The sequence below is a fragment of the Pseudomonas sp. CNPSo 3701 genome (genome assembly GCF_028674975.1).
Classification (GTDB): Bacteria; Pseudomonadota; Gammaproteobacteria; order Pseudomonadales; family Pseudomonadaceae; genus Aquipseudomonas; species Aquipseudomonas straminea.
This window is the reverse complement of the sequence record NZ_JAQZSI010000010.1, coordinates 25,794-51,346: the sequence shown is the minus strand read 5'-3', so window position 1 is coordinate 51,346 and position 25,553 is coordinate 25,794. Positions and strand designations below refer to the sequence as shown.

Sequence of the window (25,553 nt, the reverse complement as noted above, 5' to 3'; positions counted from 1 at the left end):
AAATGCTGAGTCCTTACATGTCTCCTGTTGAGCGCGCCTGGTACTACGGCTTGCGCCTGCTCTGCGGCCTGGTGCTGTTGTTCCTGGTGCTGCCGATCCTGGTCATCGTGCCGCTGTCGTTCAACTCCGGCACCTTTCTGATCTACCCGATGCAAGGGTTCTCGATGCGCTGGTACGAGGACTTCTTCGGCTCGGCTGGCTGGATGCGCGCCCTTAAGAACAGCATGATCATCGCCCCGGCGGCGACCGTGCTGGCGATGATTCTCGGCACCCTGGCGGCCATTGGCCTGACCCGCTCGGAGTTTTGCGGCAAGGCGCTGGTGATGAGCCTGCTGATCTCGCCCATGGTGGTGCCGGTGGTCATCGTCGGCGTTGCCAGCTACCTGTTCTTCGCACCGCTGGGCCTGGCCAACGGCTACCTGTCGCTGATCGTGGTGCACGCGGTACTCGGCGTGCCCTTCGTGATCATCACCGTGTCGGCGACCCTGCAGGGTTTCAACTACAATCTGGTGCGTGCGGCGGCCAGCCTCGGCGCCTCGCCGATCACCGCGTTCCGCCGGGTGACCCTGCCACTGATCGCACCGGGCGTGATCTCCGGCGCGCTGTTCGCCTTCGCCACGTCGTTCGATGAGGTGGTGGTCACCCTGTTCCTCGCCGGCCCCGAGCAGGTCACCCTGCCACGGCAGATGTTCAGCGGTATCCGCGAGAACCTCAGCCCGACCATCGCCGCCGCGGCGACTCTGCTGATCGGCTTCTCGATCCTCCTGCTGCTGACCCTGGAATGGCTGCGTGGGCGCAGCGAGAAGATGCGCACCCAGATCAGCGAATAAGCGTTTTCGCGGCGTAGCCGTAGCCGCCGCAGCCCTTTGGGTTGCGGCGGTTTTTTTATGCCGCCATCACCGGCTCGCTGGCGGCCCTTGGTCATACCTGTGGTGTCTGCGAGTACACTGCCGGATCTTGTGCCTGCCTCTGGAAAGCCCATGGATTTCAACGATCCCAGTTTTCGCGAATTGCTCGATGCGCTGCACGACGGCGTCTACATCACCGATGCCGACGGCATCACCCTCAAGGTCAATGGTGCCTACGAGCGGTTGACCGGTCTGCGCAGCGAGGATGTGGTCGGCCAGCACATGCAGGCGCTGGTGGAGCAGGGCGTGATCTCCCAGTCGGTGTCCCTGCGGGTGCTCAAGGAGGGTCGCGCCCTGTCGCTGATGCAGAGCGTCAGCCAGGGCAAGCGCCTGCTGGTCAGTGGCACGCCGATTCTCGATGCCACGGGCCAGGTGCGTTATGTGGTCAGCACGGTGCGCGACATGACCGAGCTGCTGCGCATCAAGCACGAGCGTGACGAGTTGCAGCAACTCAAGGAGCTGCGCAGCAGCACCGCGAAACTGCATGCCGGCCAACGCGACGATCTGCTCCACGCCTCGCCGGTGGCCAATCACCCGGCCTCGAGGCGGATCTTCGCCCAGGCCCGGCAGGTGGCCGCCAGCGACGTGAAGGTGTTGCTGCAGGGCGAAACCGGCGTCGGCAAGACGCTGATCGCCCAGTACATTCACAAGAGCAGCCCGCGCGCGGCCCAGCCGTTTCTGGCGCTCAACTGCGGTGCACTGCCGGAGAACCTGATCGAGGCCGAGCTGTTCGGCTACGTGGCAGGCGCCTTCACCGGCGCCGGCAGCAAGGGCAAGCGCGGTCTGCTCGAGCTGGCCCATCACGGCACGGTGTTTCTCGACGAGATCGGCGACCTGCCGCTGGCCCTGCAGGTCAAGCTGCTCAAGGTGATCGAGGAGAGCCGCTTCATCCCGGTGGGCGGTCTGGAGCTCAAGGAGGTGGACGTGCGCATCATCACCGCCACCCACCATGACCTGCGCCAGATGGTCGCCGATGGGCGCTTTCGCGCCGATCTCTATTACCGCCTCAACGTGGTGCCCATCCATATCCCCGCCTTGCGCGAGCGGCCCGACGAGATCCAGCCACTGCTGGACTTCTACCTGGCCGAATTCAACGGCCGTTATGGCCGCGCGCTGACCTGGGAGCTGGAAGCCCTCGATGCTCTCACCGATTACCCCTGGCCCGGCAACATCCGCGAGCTGATCAACCTGGTCGAGCGGCTGGTGGTTACCTGCGCTGGCGAGGCCGTCGAACTGTACGACCTGCCCGAGGAAATGCGCACGACTGCGGCGGATGCGAGCGGTGACGGCCTGCCATTGCGCAAGCAGGTGGAGCAGCTCGAGCGGCGGCTGATCCGCAAGGCCCTGGTACAGCACAAGACTACCCGCGAGGCCGCCAAGGCCCTCGGCCTCAGCCAGGCGACCCTGGTGCAGAAGATGAAACGCTGGGAACAAGGCTGATTGAAAAATGGATCAAACAGGCTTTTCTGATCCATTTTCTGATCAAGGCTGAACGCCCCGCACCTGTGGCGGATCGACGCAGCCCTTGCGCGGCAAGGGTTTCGCTCAACTGGCACAGGACTCGCTATGACAGGCCCGAACCCGTCCAGTTTTCACAATGCACAAAAGGGCCCTGATGATGACTACCTCCGCCTTCAAGATCGCCAACAAGCTGCTCACTGGCCAGGGCGCCGTCGAGCAACTGGCGCACGAACTGCCCCGTCTGAACATCACCAACCCACTGATCGTCACCGACGCCATCCTGATCAAATCCGGCACTGTGGATCACGTGCTCCAGCAGCTCGGCGAGCGTGCCTATGGCATCTTCGATGGTGTGGAGCCGGAGCCTGAGATCGCCATCGTCGAGGCCTGCGCCAAGGTGTATCGCGACGGTGGCCATGATGGCTTGATCGGCGTCGGCGGCGGCAGCGCCATCGACATCGCCAAGGCGGTTGCCGGTTACGTCGGCCATGACGGCGCCCTGGAGACGCTATTCGGCGTCGATCAGGTCAAGCGCAAGGGCCCACCGCTGATCGCCATCCCGACCACCGCCGGCACCGGCTCGGAAGTGACCAACGTGTCGATCCTGTCGGACAAGCAGGCGCAGCTGAAAAAAGGCATCGTCAGCGACTACTTGCTGCCCGATGTGGCCCTGGTCAGCCCGGTGATGACCCTGACCTGCCCGCGCAGCGTGACCGCCGCCAGTGGCGTCGATGCCCTGGTGCATGCCGTGGAATCCTACCTGTCGGTGAATGCCTCGCCGATCACCGACGCCCTGGCCCTCGGCGCCATCAAGCTGATCGCCAAGGCGCTGCCCAAGGCCTACGCCAACCCGGCCGACATCAAGGCACGCGAAGACATGGCCACCGCCAGCCTGATGGCCGGTATGGCCTTCGGCAACGCCGGTGTCGGCGCCGTGCATGCGCTCGCTTACCCGCTGGGTGGACGCTTCAACATCGCCCATGGGGTCAGCAACGCCTTGCTGCTGCCCTACGTGATGGCCTGGAACAAACTGGCCTGCGTCGAGCGCATGGCCGAGATCGCCGCGGCTCTGGGCGTGCAGACCCATGGTCTGAGCGACAAGGCCGCCGCCGACCTGGCCGTCGAGGCCATGGCCGAGCTGTGCGCCAGCGTCGACATTCCCAAGGGCATGCGTAGCTTCAACGTGCCCGAGGACGCCATCCCGGCCATGGCCGAGGAGGCCAGCAAGATCGATCGCCTGATGCGCAACAACCCGCGGCGCCTGACCGCCGGTGATATCGAGCAGATCTACCGCGCCGCCTACTGATCCCTTTTCACAACCGCTGACCAATAGCCCCGGCCACGCCCGGGGCTTGCTGCTTACAACTCTAATAAGATTGGTGATTTAAATGTCCGAACTGCATCAACAAGACTTGGGCGTCGAAGCCCCCTACTGGCCGGTGGGGCCGTTCAAGGTACGTCTGCCTTTCATTCACTACCGCTTCGAGCTCTCCGACTACATGCAGGGCCTGCTCATGTGCGCGGTGGACCTGGCGGCGATTCCGCTGATGACCGAATTCCTCGGCATGCCCTTCGAGGTGGCGCTGGCGGTGGTCATGCTCAATGGCCTGCTGTACCTGACCCACCACCTGCTGGGCGACCCGGTAGTGCCGGGCTGGATCACCCCGGCGATTCCCCTGCTGATGGCCTACTGCAGCCAGTTCCCGGAGGGCCCGGAGCGGGTGCATGCGCTGATCGCCTTCCAGTTGATGCTGGGAATATTTTCCATCGGCCTGGGTATGACGGGCATGGCGCGCAAGGTTGTGTCGCTGGTGCCCTCGGCGCTCAAGGCAGGGATCATCATGGGCGCCGGCCTCAGTGCGGTGGTGACCGTGTTCAAGGAAGGCGGGCGCTTCGACGCCTTCCCCTGGACCATCTCCATCGCCGTCGGCATCGCCTTCTACCTGGTGTTCTCCCTGCACTTCCAGCAACTGAAGAAGCGCAGCCGCTTCTGGTGGAACTTCGCCAAGCTGGGCATCTTCCCGATCATCCTGCTGGCCGTGTTCGTCGCACCGATCTTCGGTGAGGCGCCGTGGCCGAACATCGAGTGGGGCATCAGCAAGCCGGACTTCGTCACCCTGTGGAACGAGTACACGGTGTTCGGCCTCGGCATGCCGCCGTTGATGATGTTCGTCACCGCCATTCCCACCGTGTTCGCCGCCTACCTGGTGGTGTTCGGCGATGTGCTCGGCGCCAGGGCGATCCTCTCCGAGGCCGACCATATCCGCAGTGACGAGAAGGTCGACTTCAACCCGAACCGTTCGCACCTTATCTTTGGCGGGCGCAACGCCCTGATGAGTATTCTGGGCCCGGACGTGGCCATGTGCGGCCCACAATGGTCGGCCATGCAGGTGGTGATCACCGAGCGTTTCAAGGGCGGCGCCCAGGCGATGAAGTCCATCTACGGTGGTGTCGGTTCGTTCCGCTGGGGCACCAACACCGGCTTGTTGCTGCTGCCGGTGGTCACCCTGCTGCAGCCGATTCTCGGCGTGGCGCTGGCGCTGACCCTGCTGATCCAGGGCTACGTCAGCGTGCGCCTGGGCATCATGGAAGCGCGCAGCCAGCGTGACCTGGGCATCGCCGGTGTGATCGGCGCGGTACTGGCGATCAAGGGCGCCGGCTGGGCTTTCGCCATCGGCGTCGGCCTGTGTGCGCTGATCTACGGGGCGCAGATGGTCCGTGGCGAGAACGACCAAACCTTTACCAAGGACCTGCCACCCGGCGAGTGATCGCTGGAGCGAGAGCTTGAGTCGGAGGTAGCCCGGGTCGAGCGCAGCGACACCCGGGAGCGACCTGGGTATCGCAGCGCTCAACCACAGGCTACGGAGTGCCGTGTTCACGGTTAACGCCAGGCTTCATTTCCAGGCTGACGCAAAACGCTACGACCATCGGCCACACTGGCAGTGTCACGTTCAGCGAGTACAATGCGCGCCACCGTGACCCAGCACTCAGAGGTGCGCCATGCAACCCTTCGCCATCGCCCCGTCGATCCTTTCCGCCGACTTCGCCCGCCTGGGTGAGGAAGTGGACAACGTACTCGCCGCCGGGGCGGACATCGTGCATTTCGATGTCATGGACAACCATTACGTGCCCAACCTGACCATCGGCCCGATGGTCTGCTCGGCGCTGCGCAAGTACGGCATCACTGCGCCCATCGACGCGCACCTGATGGTCAAGCCGGTGGATCGCATCATCGGCGACTTCATCGAAGCCGGCGCGTCGTACATCACCTTCCACCCGGAAGCCAGCGAGCACGTCGACCGCTCCCTGCAACTGATCAAGAGCGGCGGCGCCAAGGCCGGCCTGGTGTTCAACCCGGCCACTCCGCTGGACGTGCTCAAGTACGTGATGGACAAGGTCGACATGATCCTCTTGATGAGCGTCAACCCCGGCTTCGGCGGGCAGAAGTTCATCCCCGGCACTCTCGACAAGCTGCGTGAAGCCCGTGCGCTGATCGACGCCAGCGGCCGCGAGATCCGCCTGGAAATCGACGGCGGCGTGAACGTGCAGAACATCCGAGAGATCGCCGAAGCGGGCGCCGACACCTTCGTCGCCGGCTCGGCGATCTTCAACCAGCCGGACTACAAGGCGGTGATCGACGCCATGCGCGCCGAACTGGCCCAGGTGCGTGGATGAAACCGCTGCGCGCGCTGTGTGCCGGTGAGCTGCCGCGCCTGGTGATGTTCGATCTGGACGGCACCCTGGTGGACTCGGTGCCGGACCTGGCCACCGCCGTCGACCGCATGCTGGTCGAACTGGGGCGCGAGCCTGTCGGTGTCGAGCGGGTGCGCCAGTGGGTCGGCAATGGCGCCCGTGTGCTGGTGCGTCGCGCCCTGGCCGGTGGCCTGGATCATTCGGCGGTGGGCGAGGCTGAAACCGAAGAGGCGCTGGAGCGCTTTCTCGATATCTATGCCGACTGCCACGAGCTGATCACCCTGTACCCCGGCGTGCATGAACTGCTCGAAGCCCTGAGCACCGCCGCCGTCGAGCTGGCGGTGGTGACCAACAAGCCGGAGCGTTTCGTTGCGCCGCTGCTGGAACAGGTCGGCCTGGGTGGTTATTTCCGCTGGATCATCGGTGGCGATACCCTGCCGCAGCAGAAGCCTGACCCGGCGGCCTTGCTGCAGGTGATGCGCCTGGCCGGGGTGACGGCCGCGCAATCGCTGTTCGTCGGTGATTCGCGCAGCGACGTACTCGCCGCTCGCGCCGCCGGTGTGCCCTGCGTGGCGGTCAGCTACGGCTATAACCACGGTCGACCGATCGCCGAGGAAGAGCCGCAGTTGGTGGTCGATAGCATGGCCGAGCTGCTGTAGCGGCAATCGGTTGCTTGCGTCGAGCGGCTGCGCTACCTTGGCCGCTCGTTGTTTCCCCCTCTTCGAGATGCTCCCGTGGCGGTCACCTGCAAACTCTGGATGAAAGTCATCAAGGCCCTGGCCCGTTGGCGCTGGCGCGCCTGACATTCCCTGCCGCTGCGCGCGGCCCGTTTGCACCCGACCGATTTCTCATGCCACGAGGCTGATCATGATCCACGAAGAATTCCTGCGTTTGGCCGCCGAAGGCTACAACCGCATTCCGCTCGCCTGCGAAACCATCGCCGACTTCGACACCCCGCTGTCGATCTACCTGAAGCTCGCCGACGCGCCCAACTCCTACCTGCTCGAATCGGTGCAGGGCGGCGAGAAATGGGGCCGGTACTCGATCATTGGCCTGCCGGCGCGCACCGTGCTGCGCGTGCATGGCCACGAGGTGGTGATCACCACCGACGGCGTGGAAGTCGAGCGCCACCAATGTGCCGACCCGCTGGCCTTTGTCGAGGATTTCAAGGCCCGTTACCGGGTGCCGACCATCGCCGGTCTGCCGCGTTTCAATGGCGGCCTGGTCGGTTACTTCGCCTATGACAGCGTGCGTTACGTCGAGCCCAAACTGGCCGCTGGGGTCAACCCCGACGCGCTGGGCACGCCGGATATCCTGCTCAACGTCTCCGATGCGGTGGTGGTGTTCGACAACCTGGCCGGCAAAATGCACGCCATCGTCCTGGCCGATCCGGCCGAGGCCGATGCGTTCGCCCGTGGCCAGCAGCAGTTGCAGGACATCCTGCACAAGCTGCGTCAGCCGTTCACGCCGCGCCTGGGCGTGGATCTGAACAAGCCGGCGGGGGCGGAGCCGGCGTTCCGTTCCAGCTTCAGCCGCGAGGATTACGAGCGCTCGGTGGATGCCATCAAAGATTACATCCTGGCCGGCGACTGCATGCAGGTGGTGATTTCCCAGCGCATGTCGATCCCTTTCAAGGCCGCGCCCATTGATCTGTACCGCGCGCTGCGCTGCATCAACCCGACGCCTTACATGTACTTCTTCAACTTCGGCGATTTCCACGTGGTCGGCTCGTCGCCCGAAGTGCTGGTGCGCGTCGAGGACAACCTGGTCACCGTGCGCCCCATTGCCGGCACTCGCCCGCGCGGCGCCACCGAGGAACAGGACCTGGCGCTGGAGCAGGACCTGCTGGCCGACGCCAAGGAAGTCGCCGAGCACCTGATGCTGATCGACCTGGGCCGCAACGATACCGGCCGCGTCTCGGAAATCGGCTCGGTGAAGCTGACCGAGAAGATGGTCATCGAGCGCTATTCCAACGTCATGCACATCGTCTCCAACGTCACCGGCGAGCTGAAACAGGGCCTGACCTCGATGGACGCCCTGCGCGCCATCCTGCCGGCCGGCACGCTGTCCGGCGCGCCGAAGATCCGTGCGATGGAAATCATCGACGAGCTGGAGCCGGTCAAGCGCGGCGTCTATGGCGGTGCAGTCGGCTACTACGCCTGGAACGGCAACATGGACACCGCCATCGCCATCCGCACCGCGGTGATCAAGGACGGCGAGCTGCACGTGCAGGCCGGCGCCGGCATCGTCGCCGACTCGGTGCCTGCGCTGGAATGGGAAGAAACCCTCAACAAGCGCCGCGCCATGTTCAAGGCCGTGGCCCTGGCGGAGCAGGGCTCGCTCTGATCCGAGTGGACAGCGAAAAGGGCAGCCTAGGCTGCCCTTTTCGTTTTCGCTTCCTGGGTATCGCTGCGCTCAACACCAGGCTACTTCGGCCTCTGTAGCCTGGGTGGAGCGCATCGATACTCAGCCTTCCAGCTTGGCCAACGCCGCCCCAGCGTCCAGATAGGCGCCAGCCTGTTCACGGGTGCGCAGGGTGCCATCCGCCGGGGCGGTGACCTGGGTTTCCATCTTCATGGCTTCCATCACCGCAATCACCTCACCGGCTTTGACCTGAGCGCCGTCCTCGACCAGCCAGGCGTGCAGGTTGCCGGAGATCGGCGCGCTGACCAGGCCTTCTTCGGCAGCCGGCGCAGCGGCTTGAGGCGTTGGCTGAGTGTTACCGCCCAATGGCGCCAGGCCTTGCAGCAGGGCGCTCGGCAGGCCCAGTTCGTGGCGCTTGCCGTCGATCTCGATGAAGGTACGCAGCACCGCCTCGCCGGCCACCGGCAAGGTGCGCGGTGCCAGGGTGATCTGCTCGGCGAAGTCTGTTTCGATCCAGCGCGTGTGCACGGCGAAGTGCCCGCCGGTGAAATCGTCGTGATCCATCACCGCGCGGTGGAAGGGCAGCACCGAGGCGATGCCGTCGATCTGGAACTCGGCCAGGGCGCGGCGCGCGCGGGCGATGGCCTGCTCGCGGGTGGCGCCGGTTACGATCAGCTTGGCCATCATCGAGTCGAATGTACCAGGCACGCTGGAGCCGCTTTCCACGCCGCTGTCCAGGCGCACGCCCGGGCCGCTCGGGGCGCGGAATTCGCTGATCTTGCCGGGGGTGGGCAGGAAGCCCTTGCCGGCATCCTCGGCGTTGATGCGGAACTCGAAGCTGTGGCCGCGCGGTGTCGGCGTTTCACGCAGCGACAGCGGCAGGCCGTCGGCGACGCGCAGCTGTTCGATCACCAGGTCGACGCCCGCGGTCTCCTCGGTTACCGGATGCTCGACCTGCAGGCGGGTATTCACCTCCAGGAACGACAGGGTGCCATCGGCGCTGAGCAGGTATTCCACGGTGCCGGCGCCGACATAGCCGGCCTTGGCGCAGATGGCGTGGGCAGACTGATGAATGCGCTGGCGCTGCTCATCGGTGATGAAAGGCGCTGGCGCTTCTTCCACCAGCTTCTGGTTTCGACGTTGCAGCGAGCAGTCGCGGGTGCCGACCACCACGACGTTGCCGTGGCTATCGGCGATCACCTGGGCTTCGATATGGCGCGGGCGATCGAGGAACTGCTCGACGAAGCATTCGCCGCGGCCGAAGGCGGCCTCGGCTTCACGCACCGCCGAGGCGTACAGCTCGGCCACTTCGTCCATGCGCCAGGCGACCTTCATGCCGCGCCCACCGCCGCCGAACGCGGCCTTGATGGCGATCGGCAGGCCGTGCTGCTCGGCGAAGGCCAGCACTTCGGCGGCGCTCTGCACCGGGCCGGGGGTGCCGGCCACCAGGGGCGCGCCGACCTGCTGGGCGAGCTTGCGGGCCTCGACCTTGTCGCCGAGCACGTCGATGGTGTCCGGGTTCGGGCCGATCCAGATCAGCCCGGCGCCTTGTACGGCACGGGCGAAGTCGGCGCGCTCGGAGAGAAAACCGTAGCCGGGGTGCACGGCATCGGCGCCGGCACGCTTGGCGATGGCCAGCAATTTTTCGATGTTCAGGTAGGTGTCGGCCGGGCGCTCGCCGTCCAGCCCATAGGCTTCGTCGGCGTGGCGCACGTGCAGGGCATCGATATCGGCATTGGCGTACACGGCCACGGAGGCCACACCGTGGTCGCGGCAGGCGCGGGCGATGCGCACGGCGATTTCACCGCGGTTGGCGATCAGGACTTTTTTCATGGTTGGTTCTTCGCATCGGCAGTGAGAAGGGAGGCGTCGGGCTCGAGCTCGACGAACGCCTCGATCGGGTTGAAGCGGATCTGCGCGTTGATGGGGATTTGCCCGGCCAGATCCAGGTGGTGGCTGGCCACGGCGGCGATCACCGGATAGCCGCCGGTCAGCGGATGGTCGGCGAGGAACAGCACCGGCTGGCCGCTGGCGGGCACCTGGATGGCGCCCAGTGAGGTGCCTTCGCTGGGCAACTCGGCATGGTTGCAGCGCTCCAGCGGCACCTCGCCCTCGAGGCGAATGCCGACCCGGTTGGATTGCGGCGTGACGCGCCACAGCTGGCTGCTCAGGCGTTCGATGGCCGCCGGGGTGAACCAGTCGCTGCGCGGGCCCATCACCACATCCAGGGTGATGATGTCCCTGGCGGTGGGTAGCTGGAAAGCCGGGCCTTCGCTCGTCGATACGCTGCTACCGGCGCTGATTGTCTCGAAACCCAGCCGGTCGCCGGCCTTGAGCGGCGGCGGGCCGACCTGGGCCAGGCTGTCGTAGGACAAACTGGCCAGCACCGGCGCCACCTGAAAGCCGCCGCGAATCGCCAGGTAACTGCGCAACCCGGCCTGGGGCGCGCCGAGGCTGACGCGGTCGCCGTCATCCAGTTCAATGGGCTGATAGGTGCTCGGCTGCCACTGCAGGCCGCTGGCGGTGGTCACGGTGACGGGCGTCTGCGCACCGCTGACGGCGATGAGGGTGCGGCCGTGGCAGACGAAGCTCAGGCCGCCGAGCACCACTTCCAGGCAGGCACAGGCCGAGTCGTTGCCCACTGCGCGGTTGGCGGCGCGCAGGGCACCACGATCCAGCGCGCCGGACATCGACACGCCCTGGTCGGTATGGCCGGCGCGACCGAGGTCCTGCAGCACCGTTTGCAGGCCGGGGCTGAGGATTTCCAGATAAGCGCCGGTTGGCGTCTCACCGGCAGTTGGCTGCTCGTGCGTTGGCAAACCGCCAGCCGGCAGTGGGCCGGCATCCTGGAAGCGCACCTTGTAGCCGGGGCGCAGCAGGGCCGGCTCGTCGCGGCCCAAATCCCACATCTGTAGCGGCGTGACGCCGATGATCTGCCAGCCACCGGGGCTGGCCTTGGGGTAAATACCGCTGAAATTGCCGGCCAGGGCCACGGCGCCGGCGGGAATGCGCGTGCGCGGAGTCTGCCGGCGCGGCACCTGGAAGTCGGCGCCGCCGGCCAGGTAGCCGAAGCCGGGGGCGAAGCCGCAGAAGGCCACTTCGTAATCGGCGCTGGTGTGGCGGCGCACCACTTCTTCACGACTGATGCCGAGCAGCCCGGCGACCTCGTGGAGGTCCTCGCCGTTGTAGTGCACGGGGATTTCCACGCGACGGCTCTCGCGGGCGTTGCGCCGGCTCAGGTCGCGGCGGGCGAGATCGTCGATCAGCGCCTGGCGCTCGATGGCGCTGGGCCGATACTGGATCAGCAGGGTACGGGCCGCCGGGACGATTTCCTCGACCCCGGCGATAGGCTCGGCCTGCAGCGCGTCGAACAGCGCCAGGGTTTCGTCGAGATCCTGCAGTTCGACGAGCAGCGTATCGAGGTTGGCTGGGAGAAAACGCACGGGCTTGTCCTATACGTGGTACGTGCTGTCAGGCACGTCGGTGATGAACATATGACCCGGCGAATGGGTGATCGCGAAGGGCACGCCAGAGGCCATGACCGCCGCCTGGGGCGTCACGCCGCAGGCCCAGAACACCGGCACTTCGCCGGGCTCGATGCGCACCGCGTCGCCGAAATCCGGCGCCTGCAGGTCTTTGATGCCGAGCCGATCCGGCTCGCCGATATGCACCGGTGCGCCGTGCACCGAGGGATAGCGCCCGGAAATGCCGGCCGCCTCGGCGACGCGATCCGCCGGGATCGGCCGCATCGACACCACCATCTCGCCATGCAGACGGCCCGCCGGGCGGCAGCAGCGGTTGGTGCGGTACATCGGTACGTTGCAGCCGTCGGCAATGTGCCGCACTTCGATGCCGGCTTCCTGCAGGCCGGTCTCGAAAGTGAAGCTGCAGCCGATCAGGAAGGTCACCATGTCGGTGTGTTCCGCCCAGGCGGCGGTGGCGTCGCTGACTTCCTCGGCCAGCTTGCCATCACGCCAGATGCGGTACAGCGGCAGGTCGGTGCGCAGGTCGGCGCCTTCGGCCAGTACCGTGTGCGGGCTGCCGGCGTCGCTCACGTCGAGCACCGGGCAGGCCTTGGGGTTGCGCTGGGCGTAGAGCAGAAAGTCATAGGCCCAGTCGCGGGGCAGGGCGATCAGGTTGGCCTGGGTCATGCCCGGCGCGATACCGGCCGTAGGCGCGACGCGGCCGTTGCGGTACTCGGCGCGGGCCTGGCGGGCGGCGGCAATGGCGGCCTGTTGGGCGCGTTGGATGGCGTTCATCGGGCGGCTCCGGCGAAGGATTGTAGGGATACGCCGGACTGCTCCAGCAACTGACGCACCTCGCGGGCCATCTGGATAGCTCCGGGGCTGTCGCCGTGCACGCAGATGGAGTCGGCTTCGATGCGGGTGACGCTGCCGTCGATGGCTTCGACCTCGCCGGTCTGTACCAGGCGCAGCATGCGTTGGGCCACCTGTTCGGCGTCGTGCAGCACGGCGCCCGCTTCGCGGCGCGACACCAGGGTGCCTTGCGGCGTGTATGCGCGGTCGGCGAAGGCTTCGGCGATGCAGGTCAGGCCTTCGCGGCGGGCTAGCTCGATGAGTGGCGAACCAGCCAGGGCGACCAGCACCAGACGTGCATCCACGGCGCGGATCGCCTCGATCACCGCCAGGGCCTGGCGCGTGTCGTGGGCGATGGTGTTGTACAGCGCACCGTGGGGCTTCACGTAGCGCACCGCGGTGCCGGCGGCAGTGGCCAGGGCCTGCAGGGCGCCGATCTGGTAGGTCACATCGGCGGTCAGCTCGTCGCTGGCCACGTCCATGTTGCGGCGGCCGAAGCCGACCAGATCCGGGTAGGCGACGTGGGCGCCGATGGTCACGCCCTTGGCCGCGGCGGCCTTGAGGGTACGCAGGATGCCGGCCGGGTCACCGGCGTGGAAGCCACAGGCGACGTTGGCGCTGCTGACGATATCGAGCATCGCGGCATCGTCACCCATGGACCACTGGCCGAAGCTCTCGCCCAGGTCGCTGTTGAGGTCGATGGTTAGCATGTCGTTCTCTCCTTACAGGTTTACGAAGGCCAGGATCGGGCCGACCGATTTGGCTGCCATGTACCAGGTCAGCAGGCAGGTCACGGCGCCGAGGACCAGCAGCCAGCGCGGGTAGTGATAGCCACCCATCAGGTCGCTGCGGCGCCAGCCGACGTAGACGAAGATGCTCAGGCCGATCGGCAGGATCAGGCCGTTGAAACCGCCGGCGAACAGCAGCAGGGCCGCTGGCGCGGTGCCCAGGGCAACATAGATGGCCAGCGAAACGGCGATGAACGCCACGGTGGCGATGTTGCGGCCGCGCTCGCTGATGCTGGGTATGAAGGCGGTGATGAACGACATGGAGGTATAGGCCGCGCCGATCACGCTGGTGATGGCCGCAGCCCAGAGCACCAGGCCGAAGGCGCGCAGGCCCAGCTCGCCGGCGGCAGCCTGGAACGCCTGCGCAGCCGGGTTGGCGCCCTGGCCGGAGGTGTCGATGGCCACGCCGCTGGCGGCCACGCCGAGAATCGCCAGGAACAGCACGTAGCGCATCACGCCGGTCACCGCGATGCCGCTCAGTGCCGCCTTGGTGACCTCCTTGATGTGCTCTTCGCCGACCAGGCCGCGATCCAGCAGGCGATGGGCGCCGGCGTAGGTGATGTAGCCGCCGACGGTACCGCCGACGATGGTGGTGATGGTGGCGAAGTTGATCTGGTCCGGCCAAACGGTCTGGCGCAGCGCTTCGCCCAGGGGCGGATTGGAGGCGATGGCGACGAACAGGGTGAGGAGGATCATCAGCAACCCCAGCACCACGATCAGCCGGTCGATGGCAAGGCCGGCGCGTTTGGACAGGAAAATACCGATCGCCACCAGGGCGCTCAGTGCGCCGCCCCATTTCGGATCGAGCCCCATCAGTGCGTTCAGGCCCAGGCCGGCACCGGCGATGTTGCCGACGTTGAACACCAGCCCACCGAAGATCACCAGCACCGCCAGCAGATAACCGCTGCCGGGAATCGCCGCGTTGGCGATGTCCGATGCGCGCATGCGGGTCAGGGTGACGATGCGCCAGACGTTCAACTGCACCACGAAGTCGATCAGGATCGACGCCAGGATGCCGAACGCGAAAGCCGCGCCCATGGTGGCCGTGAAGGTGGCGGTCTGGGTGATGAAGCCAGGGCCGATGGCCGAGGTGGCCATCAGGAAGATCGCCGCGATCAGCGATGAGCGGCGTGAGCGGGCGAAGTCGCCGGTGGTCTGGGCCTGCATGGAACACTCCTGGGACGGGGTAACGGGTGCAGGTGTGTAAGGCAATCAACATGCCACATGGCAATTAAAATGTTCTATCTGTTGATTCTAGACGCTTTTATTGTTCAACAATCTAATTTGCATTGATGATCTATTTGCACTGTTTTGTTACTTCGATACCCAGCGGTGTTTCACCATGGTGCGCGCGGTGACAGCCTGGCCACTTGCCTCGAGCGTGCCGCTCGGTGACCATCACTGCATTCGGCTCTGTACAGAGCCCGGCCCTGGCCTGGTGGATCGATGATGAACAATGACGTATCTGAAAACCCGCGCACGCTCGGCGAGACCGTGACCGCGGAAATCCGCCGCAAGCTGGTCGAGGGCGAGCTGGTGCCGGGGCAGCGGCTGTCCGAGGCGGCGCTCAGCGAAAGCCTGGATATCTCGCGCAATACCCTGCGCGAAGCCTTTCGCGTGCTGACCCAGGAAGGCCTGCTCAAGCACGAACCCAATCGCGGCGTGTTCGTATCGGTGCCGGACATGGCCTCGATCATCGAGATCTACCGGGCGCGGCGCTTCGTCGAATGCCAGGCGCTGGCCCAGGCCTATCCCAAGCATCCTGGGGTCAAGCGCATGCGCGAGGCGGTCAAGGCGGCGGAGCGCAGCGCCGGGGTGCCCGACTGGGGGGCGGTGGGTACGGCCAACATGGCCTTCCACGCGGCCATCGTCGAGCTGGCCGACAGCCAGCGCCTGAATACCTTCTACCGGCACCTGTCCGCTGAGCTGCGTCTGGTATTCGGCTTGCTCAACGACGCCGAATTCCTGCATGCGCCCTACATCGACATGAACGCGGCGATTCTCGAGCACCTCGAAGCCGGCCGCCCGCACGACGCTGCCAAGGCGCTGGACGCCTACCTGGTGCAGTCCGAGCGCACCATCCTGGCCGCTTACGCGCGGCGCGGCTCCTGAGCCCGCTCCAGCGAATAACCGCCCTGGCTTTCGGCGCACAGGCTGCCTTCGCCACTGGCATCGGCGGCTTTGGCGCAGCTGTCGATATAGGCGGCCAGATGGTGCAGCTCGATGAACTTGGGCGCCTTGGCGCTGCTGTCCAGGGTGGTGATCGGCAGGTTCAGGCGCCCAGTGGCGATGGCGCGGATGAAGTTGTCGGCGCTCAGGTGACGGAAATACACCGTGCGTACGCGGTCGATGGGCACCAGCACGTCGCCGTGGGTGCGAAATAGAAGCTCCAGCGTCTGGAGCGGCAGGTGCGGCTCAGGCTGAGTGTTCATGGTCGGGCTCGGTATGGGTCAGTTCTCGCTCGGGTTCATGGGCGCGCCGCTACTCTTCAGTGAAACGCGAGGATTTGAGGATGCCGCCCACCAGGTGAATCTTGGTGACGTTGTCCTGGTGGATATGGATGGGCGGGTGGTTCTGGTTGACGCTGTCGAAGCGGTACATGCCGTCGCGCAGGTAGATGTATTCCTTGATCATCGCCTGGCCGTCCAGAGTACGGACCATTACCTCGTCACCGGCGTGGAACGGCTTGTTCGGCTCGATCAGCACGTATTCGCCGTTCTTGATCCGCGGGTGCATGCTGTCGCCGTTCACCCGTAGCCCGTAGGCATTGGGGTCGTCGCTGTGAATGCGCAGGTAGCCGTCGCCATGGCCGACGGGAAAGTCGATCTCCTCGAAATAACCCTGAGTACCCAGCTGCGCATGCCCCACCACCGGCACCGCACCGCCACGGGCGTGGCCGACGGACAAGGTGTCGGCAGGTGGTGCTTCCGGCAGATCATCGGTGCCGGCCAGCTCGGCGAGGCTGACGCCGAGCGCCGGTGACAGCAGAAGCAAATCGGATAGAGCGGGCTCGCGCAGGTCGCTTTCGTAATTGCCGATGCGCGACTGGGATGACCAGCCACAGGTTTCGGCCAGCGACTGCTGACTCAGGCCCTTGCTCTTGCGCAGGCGTTTGATGCGTTGCCCCAGGGTCTCCATTGTTCCACTCCGCTAATCACGATATGAAATATTTATAGCGCAGTTTGTCGCTTGAATAAATCACGTATCGTGATTATTTTTTAAATGACGATGATCGGTAGGTGGCGCTGTGCGACCTGCCGGATGGGTTCATGGCATAGCCATCGGCGATGGCAGGAGGTAGATGATGATCGGCTATATAGACGAGGCGCTACAGCGCTGGGGCGAGGCACGGCAGGATGGTGAGGCGCAAGGCGGCTCGAACATGGGCACCAGCGTCATCGCGTCGTTGATGGCATCACAAGGTGTGCTTAATCGTGCCACCCGCGGCAGCCGCGTGTTGGTGGACAGAACGACGGAGATCGACTGGATCGTCAGCAAGCACCTGTCCCCGCAGCAGCGGCAGGTCGTCGTCGAGCAGTACTGCAGCGCCGAGCCCCGGCGCGAGAAGTGGATGGCCTGCGGATGCAGCCGGGCGCAGTTCTATCGACGACTGGGGCAGGCCCACCGGGCCATCGAGTCACAGCTTCTGAAGCGCGCCGCCTGAGAACATGTAATAGGCAGTTATAAGACAAAAGCTGACATTGATGCAGTACCTGTGGGAGCGGGCCATGCCCGCGATTTTTCGCGCGCATGGCGCGCTCCCACAGTAGATCAGCGAACGTCCGTTCCCGCCATTTAGCTGCCAAAAAGACGAACCTGGGCTGAAGGACATGAACAGGTTCTTGGTGCGCTTTTCATTTCTGCCGGCGGCAGTTCTCGCCGTTCGGCCTGTTTCCCTCCCTGTAAACGCCGCCCTCGAGAGCCCCGCGTCGGGCGCTTTCGCGTGTGTGCCGCTCTAGCCGGCAGTCTGAAACGGTTGCGTGTCCGTTTTTTTCCGGTGTGTCGGCGCTGATTACCGGCTTGCCCTTGAGACGGTGAGAATCGGGAGTTATACATTCATCACCGTCACAGAGGTGGGCGAGCAGTCAGCCAGCCTCGTGACTCAACCCTTGGCAACTCATGCGTCGACCGGCGCGCTGCAACACCCGACCTTCCTTTAACAGAGCCCCGCCACGTGCGGGGCTCTGGCGTTTCAGGGGGCGGCATAACCTCATGTCGTCGGGGCCATCGGCCTCGGGGAGTACGATAACAATGACTGAATTCAGCAGCGCCGTGCTGTTCGGCGTGCTCGGCGAGCATCTCGCCGCGCTGATCGCTCCAATCAATGGCGAGGCTGCACTCGGCGCCTTGTGCGGGGCCCTGGTGTACTTCACCACCACGCAAAATCTGCCCATGTGGAATCGGCTGGCGTTCTTTCTGACGTCGGCGGTGATGGGGTACCTGTGTGCCCCGGCCATCACCGACTTCCAGTTGCACGGCATCCACCCCTTCGCCTATCCGGGGCCTGCCGGTTTCGCCGGTGCCGGGTTGGTGGTGACGCTGATGCTGGCCGCTATTCGCCGTCGCGGCGGCAGCCTGAGCGACAAGCCGCCAGGCGACCGGGATGCCTGACCCGACGCGGCGACTGACAACAACTGCTATCTGAACCCGTATGGTGGCGCACTCCGCCGCCGTACTCACCCTGGCCCGCCACCGTGCGGGCTTTTTCATGTCTGGAGGAAACACCATGGCTATCAAGACCTTTGACCAAATGGCCACTGCCGGCGAATTCCCGCTGATCGGCTTCAACGCTGCGGGGCTCGGCAATAACCCCTACGTCGATCCCATTGCTACGGCGAAGCTGGACACCCACTACTTCACCGTTGCCCCGCGCGGCCACCAGCCGGACTACATCAAGTCCTATGCCGGAAGCATCGGCGGCAAGCCCTTCGCCGTACGGCTGCCGTTCGCCGGAGAGCGCATCGTCATTCTCGACGGTGCTGGTGGCTTCACCTTGCGCCAGAGCTACGTGGAGGAAATCCGCAAGGCGATCCGGCATATCCATAGCTGGGGCGGCTTTTCGCTGCTCGACATGCACAACTACTGCCGCTGGTACGTGCGTGCCAACGGCCCCGTGAGCGGCCGCGTGGTACAGGCGTGGAACGGCGGCTACGCCCTGTGGACGGCCATCGGCGCGCCCGATTGCCCGGTCAACTACACCCTGCTGGCGCGTATCTGGGCGGCCATCGCCCGGGAGTTTCGCGACGAGCCCGGCGTGTTCGGCTACGGCCTGATGAACGAGCCTCACAACATGGGCAGCGTGCCCGATGGCGGCGTCAACGTCGAAACCCTGTGGACCACCAATGTGCAGCGGCTGATCACCGCGGTACGCGAGGTCGATCCGCGGCACTTCATCACCGTGGCCGGCAATTCGTTTGCCTCGGCGCTGTATTGGCCGCGTAGTTCGGACGCGCTCAAGAACCTGCAGGACCCTGGAGGCCGATTGCTCTATGAGGCGCACCAGTACCCCGATAAAGAGGGGCAGGGCGGTGGCAAGTGGAATCAGGCTACCGAGTCGATCGCCTACCGCGAGCGCGTGGCCGACTGGTATCCCTTCATCGACTGGCTCAAGGCCAACGGCAAGCGCGGGATCGCCGGTGAGTTCGGCGGGCCGGATCATTTGCCCGGCATGCGCACCTACTTTACCGAGCTGCACAAGTACTTCGATGCCAACCACATTCTGCGCTTCCAGTGGCTGGCCGGCCCCGGCGATGACGATGACGACCCGAACGGCATGGACCGCAACGACGGCACGCTCAAACCCAACACGCGCTCGTTGATGGCCCGCATCGGCAATACCACCACGGCCTACGGCCCACGTTGATCCACCTCGGTGACCCGCTCTGGCGGGTCACCGGCTTTTGATATCCGGAGACTTCCCATGGCCCGACTTACTGCCACCCAGGCGGGTGGCCAAAACGTACTCGCCTTTCTCGACATGCTCGCCTGGAGCGAAGGCACCTCGACCGTTGCCGAAAGCGACGACGGTTACAACGTGCTGGTGGGCGGCGACCTGTTCGACGACTACGGCGCACACCCGCGCCAGCTCATCGACTTGCCGCGTTACGACATCCAGTCCACGGCGGCCGGCCGCTACCAGTTCCTAGCCCGCACCTGGGACGCCATCGTCGAACTCTACAAGTTTCGCGGTCGCTTCACGCCCGAGGCCCAGGACCTGGCCGCGGTGAAGTTGCTCGAAGAGTGCGGCGCGCTCGCAGCCATTCAGGCCGGCCAGGTGGCCGAGGCGATCAGCGCGGCAGCGCCCATCTGGGCCAGCCTGCCGGGCGCCGGCTACGGCCAGCGCGAACACGATCTTGCAGCCCTATTGCGCATCTATCGGCAGGAGCTGGCCTCCCAGTCGCGTGACCGGGATGACCTGCTCGCCATGTTCATTGCCTGCGGCGGGCAGGTGACAGCATGAGCCTGCTCACATTGATTCCCGCACGCTATCGATGGCTGGTCGGCGGCGCCTTGGCTCTCGCGCTGCTGCTCGGTGCCATCAGCCTCGGCTGGGTGGTGCAAGGCTGGCGCCTGGGTCAGGCACTGGCCGCGCGCGACCAGTCCCACGCCGAGGCCATGGCGCGTCTGTACGACGCAGCCGCTCGTGAAACCCAGCGCGCCCAGAACAAGCGCCTGGCATTCGAGCAACAGCTGCAGGCGTTCTCGCAAACTCAATACAGGAGGCTCACCAATGCTGAACAACAGGCTGCGCGTCTTCGTGATCGTCTTGCCACTGCTGAGCTACGGCTGTCAGTCTTTACCGCCGAGCCCGCAGCTGCCGACGTCGATCACCACGACCAACTGCCCGCCACCACCCGCGCCGGACGCCTGGTGGATGGCGCCCTACGAGCCGACATTGACCGAGGAGCTGCTCAACGAATTGTCGACATCACCGGGCGCGGCGACCGCGCCATCATCGCCCTAGGAACGTGCCAGGCCTATGTGCGGGCGATCAGTGAAACGCTCTAGCTCAAAGCGTGTGGCGTTGACAGTGGCAATTCTGTGCCGGAGAGTGCCCGCTCTCCGGCTCAATGACGCTGCCAGCGCATCACCTGCTCGGGATACCCGATGTGCGGATCGCTCTGCTCGCTCACCACCGTGAAGCCGCAGTTTTGGTAGAAGGCGCAAGCCCGAGTGTTGGCACTGCACACGCTGAGCTCTAGCAGGTCGCAGCGGCGCTTGGCTTCGTCGAGCAGGCGTTTGCCGAGCCCGCGCCCCTGGGCGCTAGGCGCGATGAACAAGGCGGCCAGGCGATGTTCGTGCAATGACGCGAAGCCAAGAATTTGGCCGGCCTCTTCGAGTACCAGGGTTTCGGCCTGGGGCAGATAAATCTCGCCCATGGCGGCCAGTTGGTCGCGCCAGAACGACTCATCGATAAAGGCATGGGCCTGGATCGAGGCGCTCAGCCAGATATCGAGCACGGCGTTGGCGTCATTGGTGTGATAGGGGCGAATCATGATGAATTCCTTTCGGGGAGGATGTTGATCCATGGCGGTACGGTTACATGTATTCGGCGCCTCCGGTGCCGGCACCACCAGCCTGGCGGCGGCACTGGCCGAGCGCTGTGGCTGGTTGCACCTGGATACCGACAACTTCTACTGGCTGCCGAGCGAGCCACCTTATCGCTTCAAACGCGAACCGCAACAGCGCGTGGAGCAGATCCGCGCGAGTGCTGCGCAGGCGAACGACTGGATCCTCAGCGGTTCGCTGTGCAGCTGGGGCGAGACGCTGGTGCCGCTGTTCACCCATGCCGTGTTCCTGCAGCTGGATGACGCCGAACGCATGCAGCGATTAGCGGCTCGCGAACGGCAGCGTTACGGCGAGCGGGTTCTGCCAGGCGGCGACATGCACGCCCAGAGCCAGGCCTTTCTGGAGTGGGCTGCCGGCTACCAGCAGGGCGATCTGCAGACCCGCAGCCTGCGCATGCACGAGGCGTGGATCGCCGGGCAACTGCGCTGCCCGCTGCTGCGCCTGGACAGCACCTGCGAGTCGCCCGAGCAACTTGCTGGGCAGGTGATCGACTGGCTGGACGCGCCCACCTGAGGCCGGCCAGTGAACCTGGGCGGCTCAGCTGTCATTAACTCGTGTCTGCCAGGGCGTTGTGCCAGTTGCACGCCATGGCTCAGCTGGGCTACTGTGCCGCAAGATAAACGCGAGACCTCCTTCGTGAACGCCAGCAGTACCCTTCTGATGCGCCTCATCAAAGCCCACGCCCGTTGGCGTTGGCGCGCCTGATTTTATTCTCCGGCCCAGCCGGACGACTCTCTCTGCCACTCGAACCCTCAATAATATTCTCCAGGCCATAGGTGGTTTGTAAGGGAATAGGGGATCTCGAAACCGGAGTGATTGCTCAAGAGCAGTTCATCAAAGGGTTAAGCCAACATGCTGCTGATGATCGACAACTACGATTCCTTTACCTACAACGTGGTGCAGTACCTGGGCGAGCTGGGTGCCGACGTACACGTCATTCGCAATGACGAACTGACCATCGCCGAGATCGAGGCGCTCAAGCCCGAACGCATCGTCGTCTCACCCGGCCCGTGCACGCCGACCGAAGCCGGTGTATCCATCGAGGCCATCCTGCATTTTGCCGGCAAGCTGCCGATTCTCGGCGTTTGCCTGGGGCACCAGAGCATTGGTCAGGCCTATGGCGGCGATGTGGTGCGCGCCCGCCAGGTGATGCACGGCAAGACCAGCCCGGTATTCCATGAGAACAAAGGCGTGTTCGCCGGCCTGGCGATGCCGGTGACGGTGACCCGCTACCACTCTCTGGTGGTCAAGCGCGAGACCCTGCCGGACTGCCTGGAAGTCACCGCCTGGACGCAGCATGAACACGGCGCCGTCGACGAGATCATGGGCCTGCGCCACAAAACCCTGAATGTGGAGGGTGTGCAGTTCCACCCCGAATCCATCCTGACCGAGCAGGGCCACGAACTTTTCGCCAACTTCCTCAAGCAGACCGGAGGCGTGCGCGCATGAACATCAAGGAAGCCCTCAACCGCATCGTCGCCCAGCTCGACCTGAGCACCGAGGAAATGCGCGATGTAATGCGCGAAATCATGACCGGCCAGTGTACCGATGCGCAGATCGGCGCGTTCCTGATGGGCATGCGCATGAAGAGCGAGACCATCGACGAGATCGTCGGCGCCGCCAGCGTGATGCGTGAACTGGCCTCGCCGGTTGATATCGCGGCCGAGCGCCTGGTCGACACCTGCGGCACCGGTGGCGACGGTATGAATATCTTCAACGTTTCCACCGCGGCGGCCTTCGTCGTCGCGGCGGCGGGCGGCAAAGTGGCCAAGCACGGCAACCGCGCGGTGTCGGGCAAGAGCGGCAGCGCCGATGTGCTCGAAGCCGCTGGCATCTACCTGGGGCTCACGCCCGTGCAGGTGGCGCGCTGCGTCGAAACCGTTGGTGTCGGTTTCATGTTCGCGCCGTCCCACCATGGCGCAATGAAACACGCCATCGGCCCGCGCCGCGAGCTGGGTCTGCGCACGCTGTTCAACATGCTCGGCCCGATGACCAACCCGGCTGGCGCCAAGCATCAGGTGGTCGGCGTGTTCAGCCAGGCGCTGTGCCGGCCGATGGCCGAGGTGCTGCAGCGCCTCGGTAGCCAGCACGTGCTGGTGGTGCATGCCCAGGATGGCCTCGATGAGATCAGCCTGGCTGCGCCGACCTTCGTCGCCGAACTGAAAAATGGCGTGGTCAGCGAGTACCGTATTCAGCCTGAAGACTTCGGCATCAAGAGCCAGAGCCTGATCGGCCTGACCGTCGAAGGCGCTGAGCAGTCCTTGGCGCTGATTCGCGACGCCCTGGGCCGCCGCAAAACCGATGCAGGCCAGAAGGCCGCCGAGATCATCGTGCTCAACGCCGGCGCCGCACTCTATGCAGCCGACCACGCCGACAGCTTGCGTGATGGCATGAGCCTGGCCCACGACGCACTGCACACCGGCCTGGCCAGGGAGAAGATGGAGGAGCTGGTGTCCTTTACTGCCGTATTCAAACAGGAGAATGAAGGGTGAGCGTTCCTACCGTTCTGGAAAAGATCCTCGCTCGCAAGGCCGAGGAAGTGGCGGCGCGCCGCGCTGTCGTCAGCCTGCCCGAGGTCGAGCGTGAAGCGCGGGCTGCCGACCCGGTGCGCGGCTTTGCCAATGCGCTGATCGAAAAGGCCAAGAGCAAGCAGCCTGCGGTGATCGCCGAGATCAAGAAGGCGTCGCCGAGCAAAGGCGTGATTCGTGAGAACTTCGTGCCGGCGGAAATCGCTCGGAGCTATGAAGAGGGCGGCGCGACCTGCCTGTCGGTGCTCACCGATATCGACTTCTTTCAGGGTGCCGACCGATACCTGCAGGAAGCGCGCAGCGCCTGCTCCCTGCCGGTGATCCGCAAGGATTTCATGATCGACCCTTACCAGATCGTCGAAGCTCGGGCGCTGGGCGCCGACTGCGTGCTACTGATCGTCTCGGCGCTGTCCGACGCGCAGATGGGCGAGCTGGCCGCGACCGCCAAGTCGTTCGATCTCGATGTGCTGGTCGAGGTACATGACGGCGATGAGCTGGAGCGCGCGCTGAACGTGCTCGACACCCCGCTGGTCGGCGTCAACAACCGCAACCTGCACACCTTCGAAGTCAGCCTGGAAACCACCCTTGACCTGCTGCCGCGCATCCCGCGGGATCGCCTGGTGGTCACCGAGAGTGGCATCCTCAATCGCGCTGATGTCGAGCTGATGGAAATCAGCGAAGTGTATGCCTTCCTGGTCGGCGAGGCCTTCATGCGCGCCAACAACCCGGGTGCCGAGCTGGAGCAACTGTTTTTTCCGGAGCGCAGGCGGCTGGTCAACAGCCCGAATGTGGACTGATACACAAACGGCGCCCAAGGGCGCCGTTGTTCTGTCTGCTGCTTATTGCTTATAAAGACAGGCGCATCGACAGGTCCACCGCCTTGACGTCCTTGGTCAGCGTGCCGATGGAGATGTAATCCACCCCGGTCTCGGCGATACCGCGCAGGGTGCTGTCATTGATGCCGCCGGAGGCCTCCAGCATGGCGCGGCCTGCGGTGATCGCCACCGCCTGGCGCATGTCATCGGGCGACAGTTCATCGAGCATGATGATATCGGCGCCGGCGTTGAGGGCTTGCTGCAGCTCATCCAGGCTTTCCACTTCCACCTCGACGGGCTTGCCCGGCGCGATACCGCGCGCAGCGGTTACCGCTGCTGCGATGCCGCCGCAGGCCGCGATATGGTTTTCCTTGATCAGAAAGGCATCGAACAAACCGATGCGGTGGTTGTGGCAGCCGCCCTGGGTGACCGCGTACTTCTGCGCCAGGCGCAAACCGGGCAGGGTCTTGCGGGTATCAAGCAGCTTCACGCCGGTGCCCTGCACCAGATTGGCGTAGTGCTGGCAGCGAGTGGCCACGGCCGACAAGGTCTGCAGGAAATTCAGCGCCGTGCGTTCGCCGCTTAGCAGCGCCCGTGCCGGGCCTTCGAGGTGGAAGAGTACCTGGTTGGGCGTTACCTGCTCGCCGTCCTGCACCTGCCAGTGCACGGCGACGCGGGCATCGAGCTGGTGAAACACCTCATCGACCCAGGCTGTGCCGCAGATCACCGCGTCGTCACGGGTGATCACGGTAGCATTGGCCAGTCGCGATTCTGGAATCAGCTGGGCGGTGATATCGCCGCTGCCTATATCCTCGCGCAGGCTGCGGCGGACATTGGCCTCGATTTCGGCACGAAGCTCGGTAAGCAGTAGGTTCGGCATGGCGCCTCCGATTGGCTGAGGCGGCGATTATAAAGGCTGCGGAGAGTGCTGTTACGTTCATCGGGTAAAAATGAACCCAGACCGTAACGGTCGGTCACATAGCCAGTCCGCCGGTACCCTGTCGGATTGGCTGTGATGCATTTCATATCTGCAAGAAATTGCCTTGGCATCTTCTGTAGCAATCCGATATGTTTTAATGCAGGAGTATTGACGTCATACCCTTGACGTTTG

Annotated in this window: 26 protein-coding genes; 17 read left to right on the top strand and 9 right to left on the bottom strand. The window is 64.8% G+C overall.

Translation table 11 applies throughout. The features are described from left to right. Positions 1-2: 2 nt before the first annotated feature. The 7 genes from PVA39_RS22705 (at position 3) to trpE (ending at position 8,408) form a co-directional block, all read left to right on the top strand. Positions 3-830 carry an ABC transporter permease gene (locus PVA39_RS22705; RefSeq protein WP_274125997.1) on the top strand — a complete coding sequence of 276 codons (828 nt, stop codon included), beginning with the start codon at positions 3-5 and terminating at the stop codon, positions 828-830. Between the two features lie 150 nt (positions 831-980). Then, the gene (locus tag PVA39_RS22700; RefSeq protein ID WP_274125996.1) at positions 981-2,348 is read left to right on the top strand and encodes a sigma-54 interaction domain-containing protein; all 1,368 of its coding nucleotides are present in this window, start codon (positions 981-983) and stop codon (positions 2,346-2,348) included. Between the two features lie 178 nt (positions 2,349-2,526). Further along, positions 2,527-3,675 (top strand): iron-containing alcohol dehydrogenase, encoded by a 1,149-nt coding sequence (locus tag PVA39_RS22695; protein ID WP_274126036.1) that lies wholly within the window; start codon positions 2,527-2,529, stop codon positions 3,673-3,675. Between the two features lie 82 nt (positions 3,676-3,757). Then, a complete protein-coding gene (locus tag PVA39_RS22690; RefSeq protein ID WP_274125995.1) occupies positions 3,758-5,137 on the top strand; it encodes a hypothetical protein in 1,380 nt (459 codons plus the stop codon). 232 nt (positions 5,138-5,369) lie between these two features. After that, entirely contained in the window at positions 5,370-6,044 is a 675-nt protein-coding gene (gene rpe, locus PVA39_RS22685; RefSeq protein WP_027904865.1) for a ribulose-phosphate 3-epimerase, read from the top strand. Beyond that, complete coding sequence (locus tag PVA39_RS22680) at positions 6,041-6,721, top strand: phosphoglycolate phosphatase (protein ID WP_443201005.1); 681 nt, start codon at positions 6,041-6,043, stop codon at positions 6,719-6,721. Before rpe ends, PVA39_RS22680 begins: the two co-directional genes overlap by 4 nt. A gap of 208 nt (positions 6,722-6,929) precedes the next feature. Then, positions 6,930-8,408 (top strand): anthranilate synthase component I, encoded by a 1,479-nt coding sequence (trpE, locus tag PVA39_RS22675; RefSeq protein ID WP_274125994.1) that lies wholly within the window; start codon positions 6,930-6,932, stop codon positions 8,406-8,408. A 120-nt stretch (positions 8,409-8,528) separates the two neighbouring features. On the opposite strand, the gene PVA39_RS22670 is transcribed toward trpE, so the two are convergent. The 5 genes from PVA39_RS22670 to PVA39_RS22650 are packed head-to-tail and all read right to left on the bottom strand — an operon-like array spanning position 8,529 to position 14,697. Beyond that, positions 8,529-10,259 carry an acetyl/propionyl/methylcrotonyl-CoA carboxylase subunit alpha gene (locus PVA39_RS22670; RefSeq protein WP_274125992.1) on the bottom strand — a complete coding sequence of 577 codons (1,731 nt, stop codon included), beginning with the start codon at positions 10,257-10,259 and terminating at the stop codon, positions 8,529-8,531. Continuing rightward, positions 10,256-11,869 (bottom strand): 5-oxoprolinase/urea amidolyase family protein, encoded by a 1,614-nt coding sequence (locus PVA39_RS22665; protein WP_274125990.1) that lies wholly within the window; start codon positions 11,867-11,869, stop codon positions 10,256-10,258. The genes PVA39_RS22670 and PVA39_RS22665 overlap by 4 nt, the downstream gene beginning before the upstream one ends. A 9-nt stretch (positions 11,870-11,878) precedes the next feature. Next, positions 11,879-12,685 carry a putative hydro-lyase gene (locus PVA39_RS22660; protein WP_274125988.1) on the bottom strand — a complete coding sequence of 269 codons (807 nt, stop codon included), beginning with the start codon at positions 12,683-12,685 and terminating at the stop codon, positions 11,879-11,881. After that, positions 12,682-13,452, bottom strand: a complete 771-nt coding sequence (locus tag PVA39_RS22655) for a LamB/YcsF family protein (RefSeq protein ID WP_274125987.1) — start codon at positions 13,450-13,452, stop codon at positions 12,682-12,684. The genes PVA39_RS22660 and PVA39_RS22655 overlap by 4 nt, the downstream gene beginning before the upstream one ends. Positions 13,453-13,464: 12 nt before the next feature. Then, positions 13,465-14,697 carry an NRAMP family divalent metal transporter gene (locus PVA39_RS22650; protein WP_274125986.1) on the bottom strand — a complete coding sequence of 411 codons (1,233 nt, stop codon included), beginning with the start codon at positions 14,695-14,697 and terminating at the stop codon, positions 13,465-13,467. Between the two features lie 282 nt (positions 14,698-14,979). Here PVA39_RS22650 and PVA39_RS22645 point away from each other — a divergent pair, with 282 nt between their 5' ends. Next, the gene (locus PVA39_RS22645) at positions 14,980-15,642 is read left to right on the top strand and encodes a GntR family transcriptional regulator (RefSeq protein ID WP_274125985.1); all 663 of its coding nucleotides are present in this window, start codon (positions 14,980-14,982) and stop codon (positions 15,640-15,642) included. Here the strand turns inward: PVA39_RS22645 and PVA39_RS22640 are convergent. Continuing rightward, positions 15,621-15,962, bottom strand: a complete 342-nt coding sequence (locus PVA39_RS22640) for a pyocin activator PrtN family protein (RefSeq protein WP_147177442.1) — start codon at positions 15,960-15,962, stop codon at positions 15,621-15,623. The two genes, PVA39_RS22645 and PVA39_RS22640, sit on opposite strands and share 22 nt — an antisense overlap. A 49-nt stretch (positions 15,963-16,011) precedes the next feature. Continuing rightward, positions 16,012-16,668: an XRE family transcriptional regulator gene (locus PVA39_RS22635; RefSeq protein WP_274125984.1), complete on the bottom strand. Its 657-nt coding sequence runs from the start codon at positions 16,666-16,668 to the stop codon at positions 16,012-16,014. A 163-nt stretch (positions 16,669-16,831) separates the two neighbouring features. Between PVA39_RS22635 and PVA39_RS22630 the strand changes: the two genes are divergently transcribed. The 5 genes from PVA39_RS22630 to PVA39_RS22610 all read left to right on the top strand — a co-directional run bounded on the left by PVA39_RS22630 (position 16,832) and on the right by PVA39_RS22610 (position 20,538). Beyond that, entirely contained in the window at positions 16,832-17,194 is a 363-nt protein-coding gene (locus PVA39_RS22630; RefSeq protein WP_274125983.1) for a PA0613 family protein, read from the top strand. Between the two features lie 587 nt (positions 17,195-17,781). Beyond that, positions 17,782-18,141 carry a putative holin gene (locus PVA39_RS22625; protein ID WP_093507288.1) on the top strand — a complete coding sequence of 120 codons (360 nt, stop codon included), beginning with the start codon at positions 17,782-17,784 and terminating at the stop codon, positions 18,139-18,141. Positions 18,142-18,256: 115 nt separating this feature from the next. Continuing rightward, entirely contained in the window at positions 18,257-19,393 is a 1,137-nt protein-coding gene (locus PVA39_RS22620) for a glycoside hydrolase family 5 protein (protein ID WP_274125982.1), read from the top strand. A 57-nt stretch (positions 19,394-19,450) separates the two neighbouring features. Then, positions 19,451-19,990 (top strand): glycoside hydrolase family 24 protein, encoded by a 540-nt coding sequence (locus PVA39_RS22615; protein ID WP_274125979.1) that lies wholly within the window; start codon positions 19,451-19,453, stop codon positions 19,988-19,990. Then, complete coding sequence (locus PVA39_RS22610) at positions 19,987-20,538, top strand: lysis protein (protein ID WP_274125977.1); 552 nt, start codon at positions 19,987-19,989, stop codon at positions 20,536-20,538. Before PVA39_RS22615 ends, PVA39_RS22610 begins: the two co-directional genes overlap by 4 nt. 59 nt (positions 20,539-20,597) lie before the next feature. On the opposite strand, the gene PVA39_RS22605 is transcribed toward PVA39_RS22610, so the two are convergent. After that, positions 20,598-21,026: an N-acetyltransferase gene (locus tag PVA39_RS22605; RefSeq protein ID WP_274125975.1), complete on the bottom strand. Its 429-nt coding sequence runs from the start codon at positions 21,024-21,026 to the stop codon at positions 20,598-20,600. Between the two features lie 31 nt (positions 21,027-21,057). Here PVA39_RS22605 and PVA39_RS22600 point away from each other — a divergent pair, with 31 nt between their 5' ends. The 4 genes from PVA39_RS22600 (at position 21,058) to trpC (ending at position 24,424) form a co-directional block, all read left to right on the top strand. Beyond that, on the top strand, positions 21,058-21,612 hold the full coding sequence (locus PVA39_RS22600; protein WP_274125974.1) for an AAA family ATPase: 555 nt from the start codon (positions 21,058-21,060) through the stop codon (positions 21,610-21,612). A gap of 339 nt (positions 21,613-21,951) precedes the next feature. Continuing rightward, a complete protein-coding gene (locus tag PVA39_RS22595) occupies positions 21,952-22,548 on the top strand; it encodes an aminodeoxychorismate/anthranilate synthase component II (protein WP_274125973.1) in 597 nt (198 codons plus the stop codon). Continuing rightward, complete coding sequence (gene trpD, locus PVA39_RS22590; RefSeq protein WP_274125971.1) at positions 22,545-23,591, top strand: anthranilate phosphoribosyltransferase; 1,047 nt, start codon at positions 22,545-22,547, stop codon at positions 23,589-23,591. The genes PVA39_RS22595 and trpD overlap by 4 nt, the downstream gene beginning before the upstream one ends. Next, a complete protein-coding gene (gene trpC / locus PVA39_RS22585; RefSeq protein ID WP_274125970.1) occupies positions 23,588-24,424 on the top strand; it encodes an indole-3-glycerol phosphate synthase TrpC in 837 nt (278 codons plus the stop codon). Before trpD ends, trpC begins: the two co-directional genes overlap by 4 nt. A gap of 49 nt (positions 24,425-24,473) precedes the next feature. Here the strand turns inward: trpC and nadC are convergent, their stop codons facing one another. Beyond that, positions 24,474-25,322: a carboxylating nicotinate-nucleotide diphosphorylase gene (gene nadC, locus PVA39_RS22580; protein ID WP_274125969.1), complete on the bottom strand. Its 849-nt coding sequence runs from the start codon at positions 25,320-25,322 to the stop codon at positions 24,474-24,476. Between the last annotated feature and the right edge of the window lie 231 nt (positions 25,323-25,553).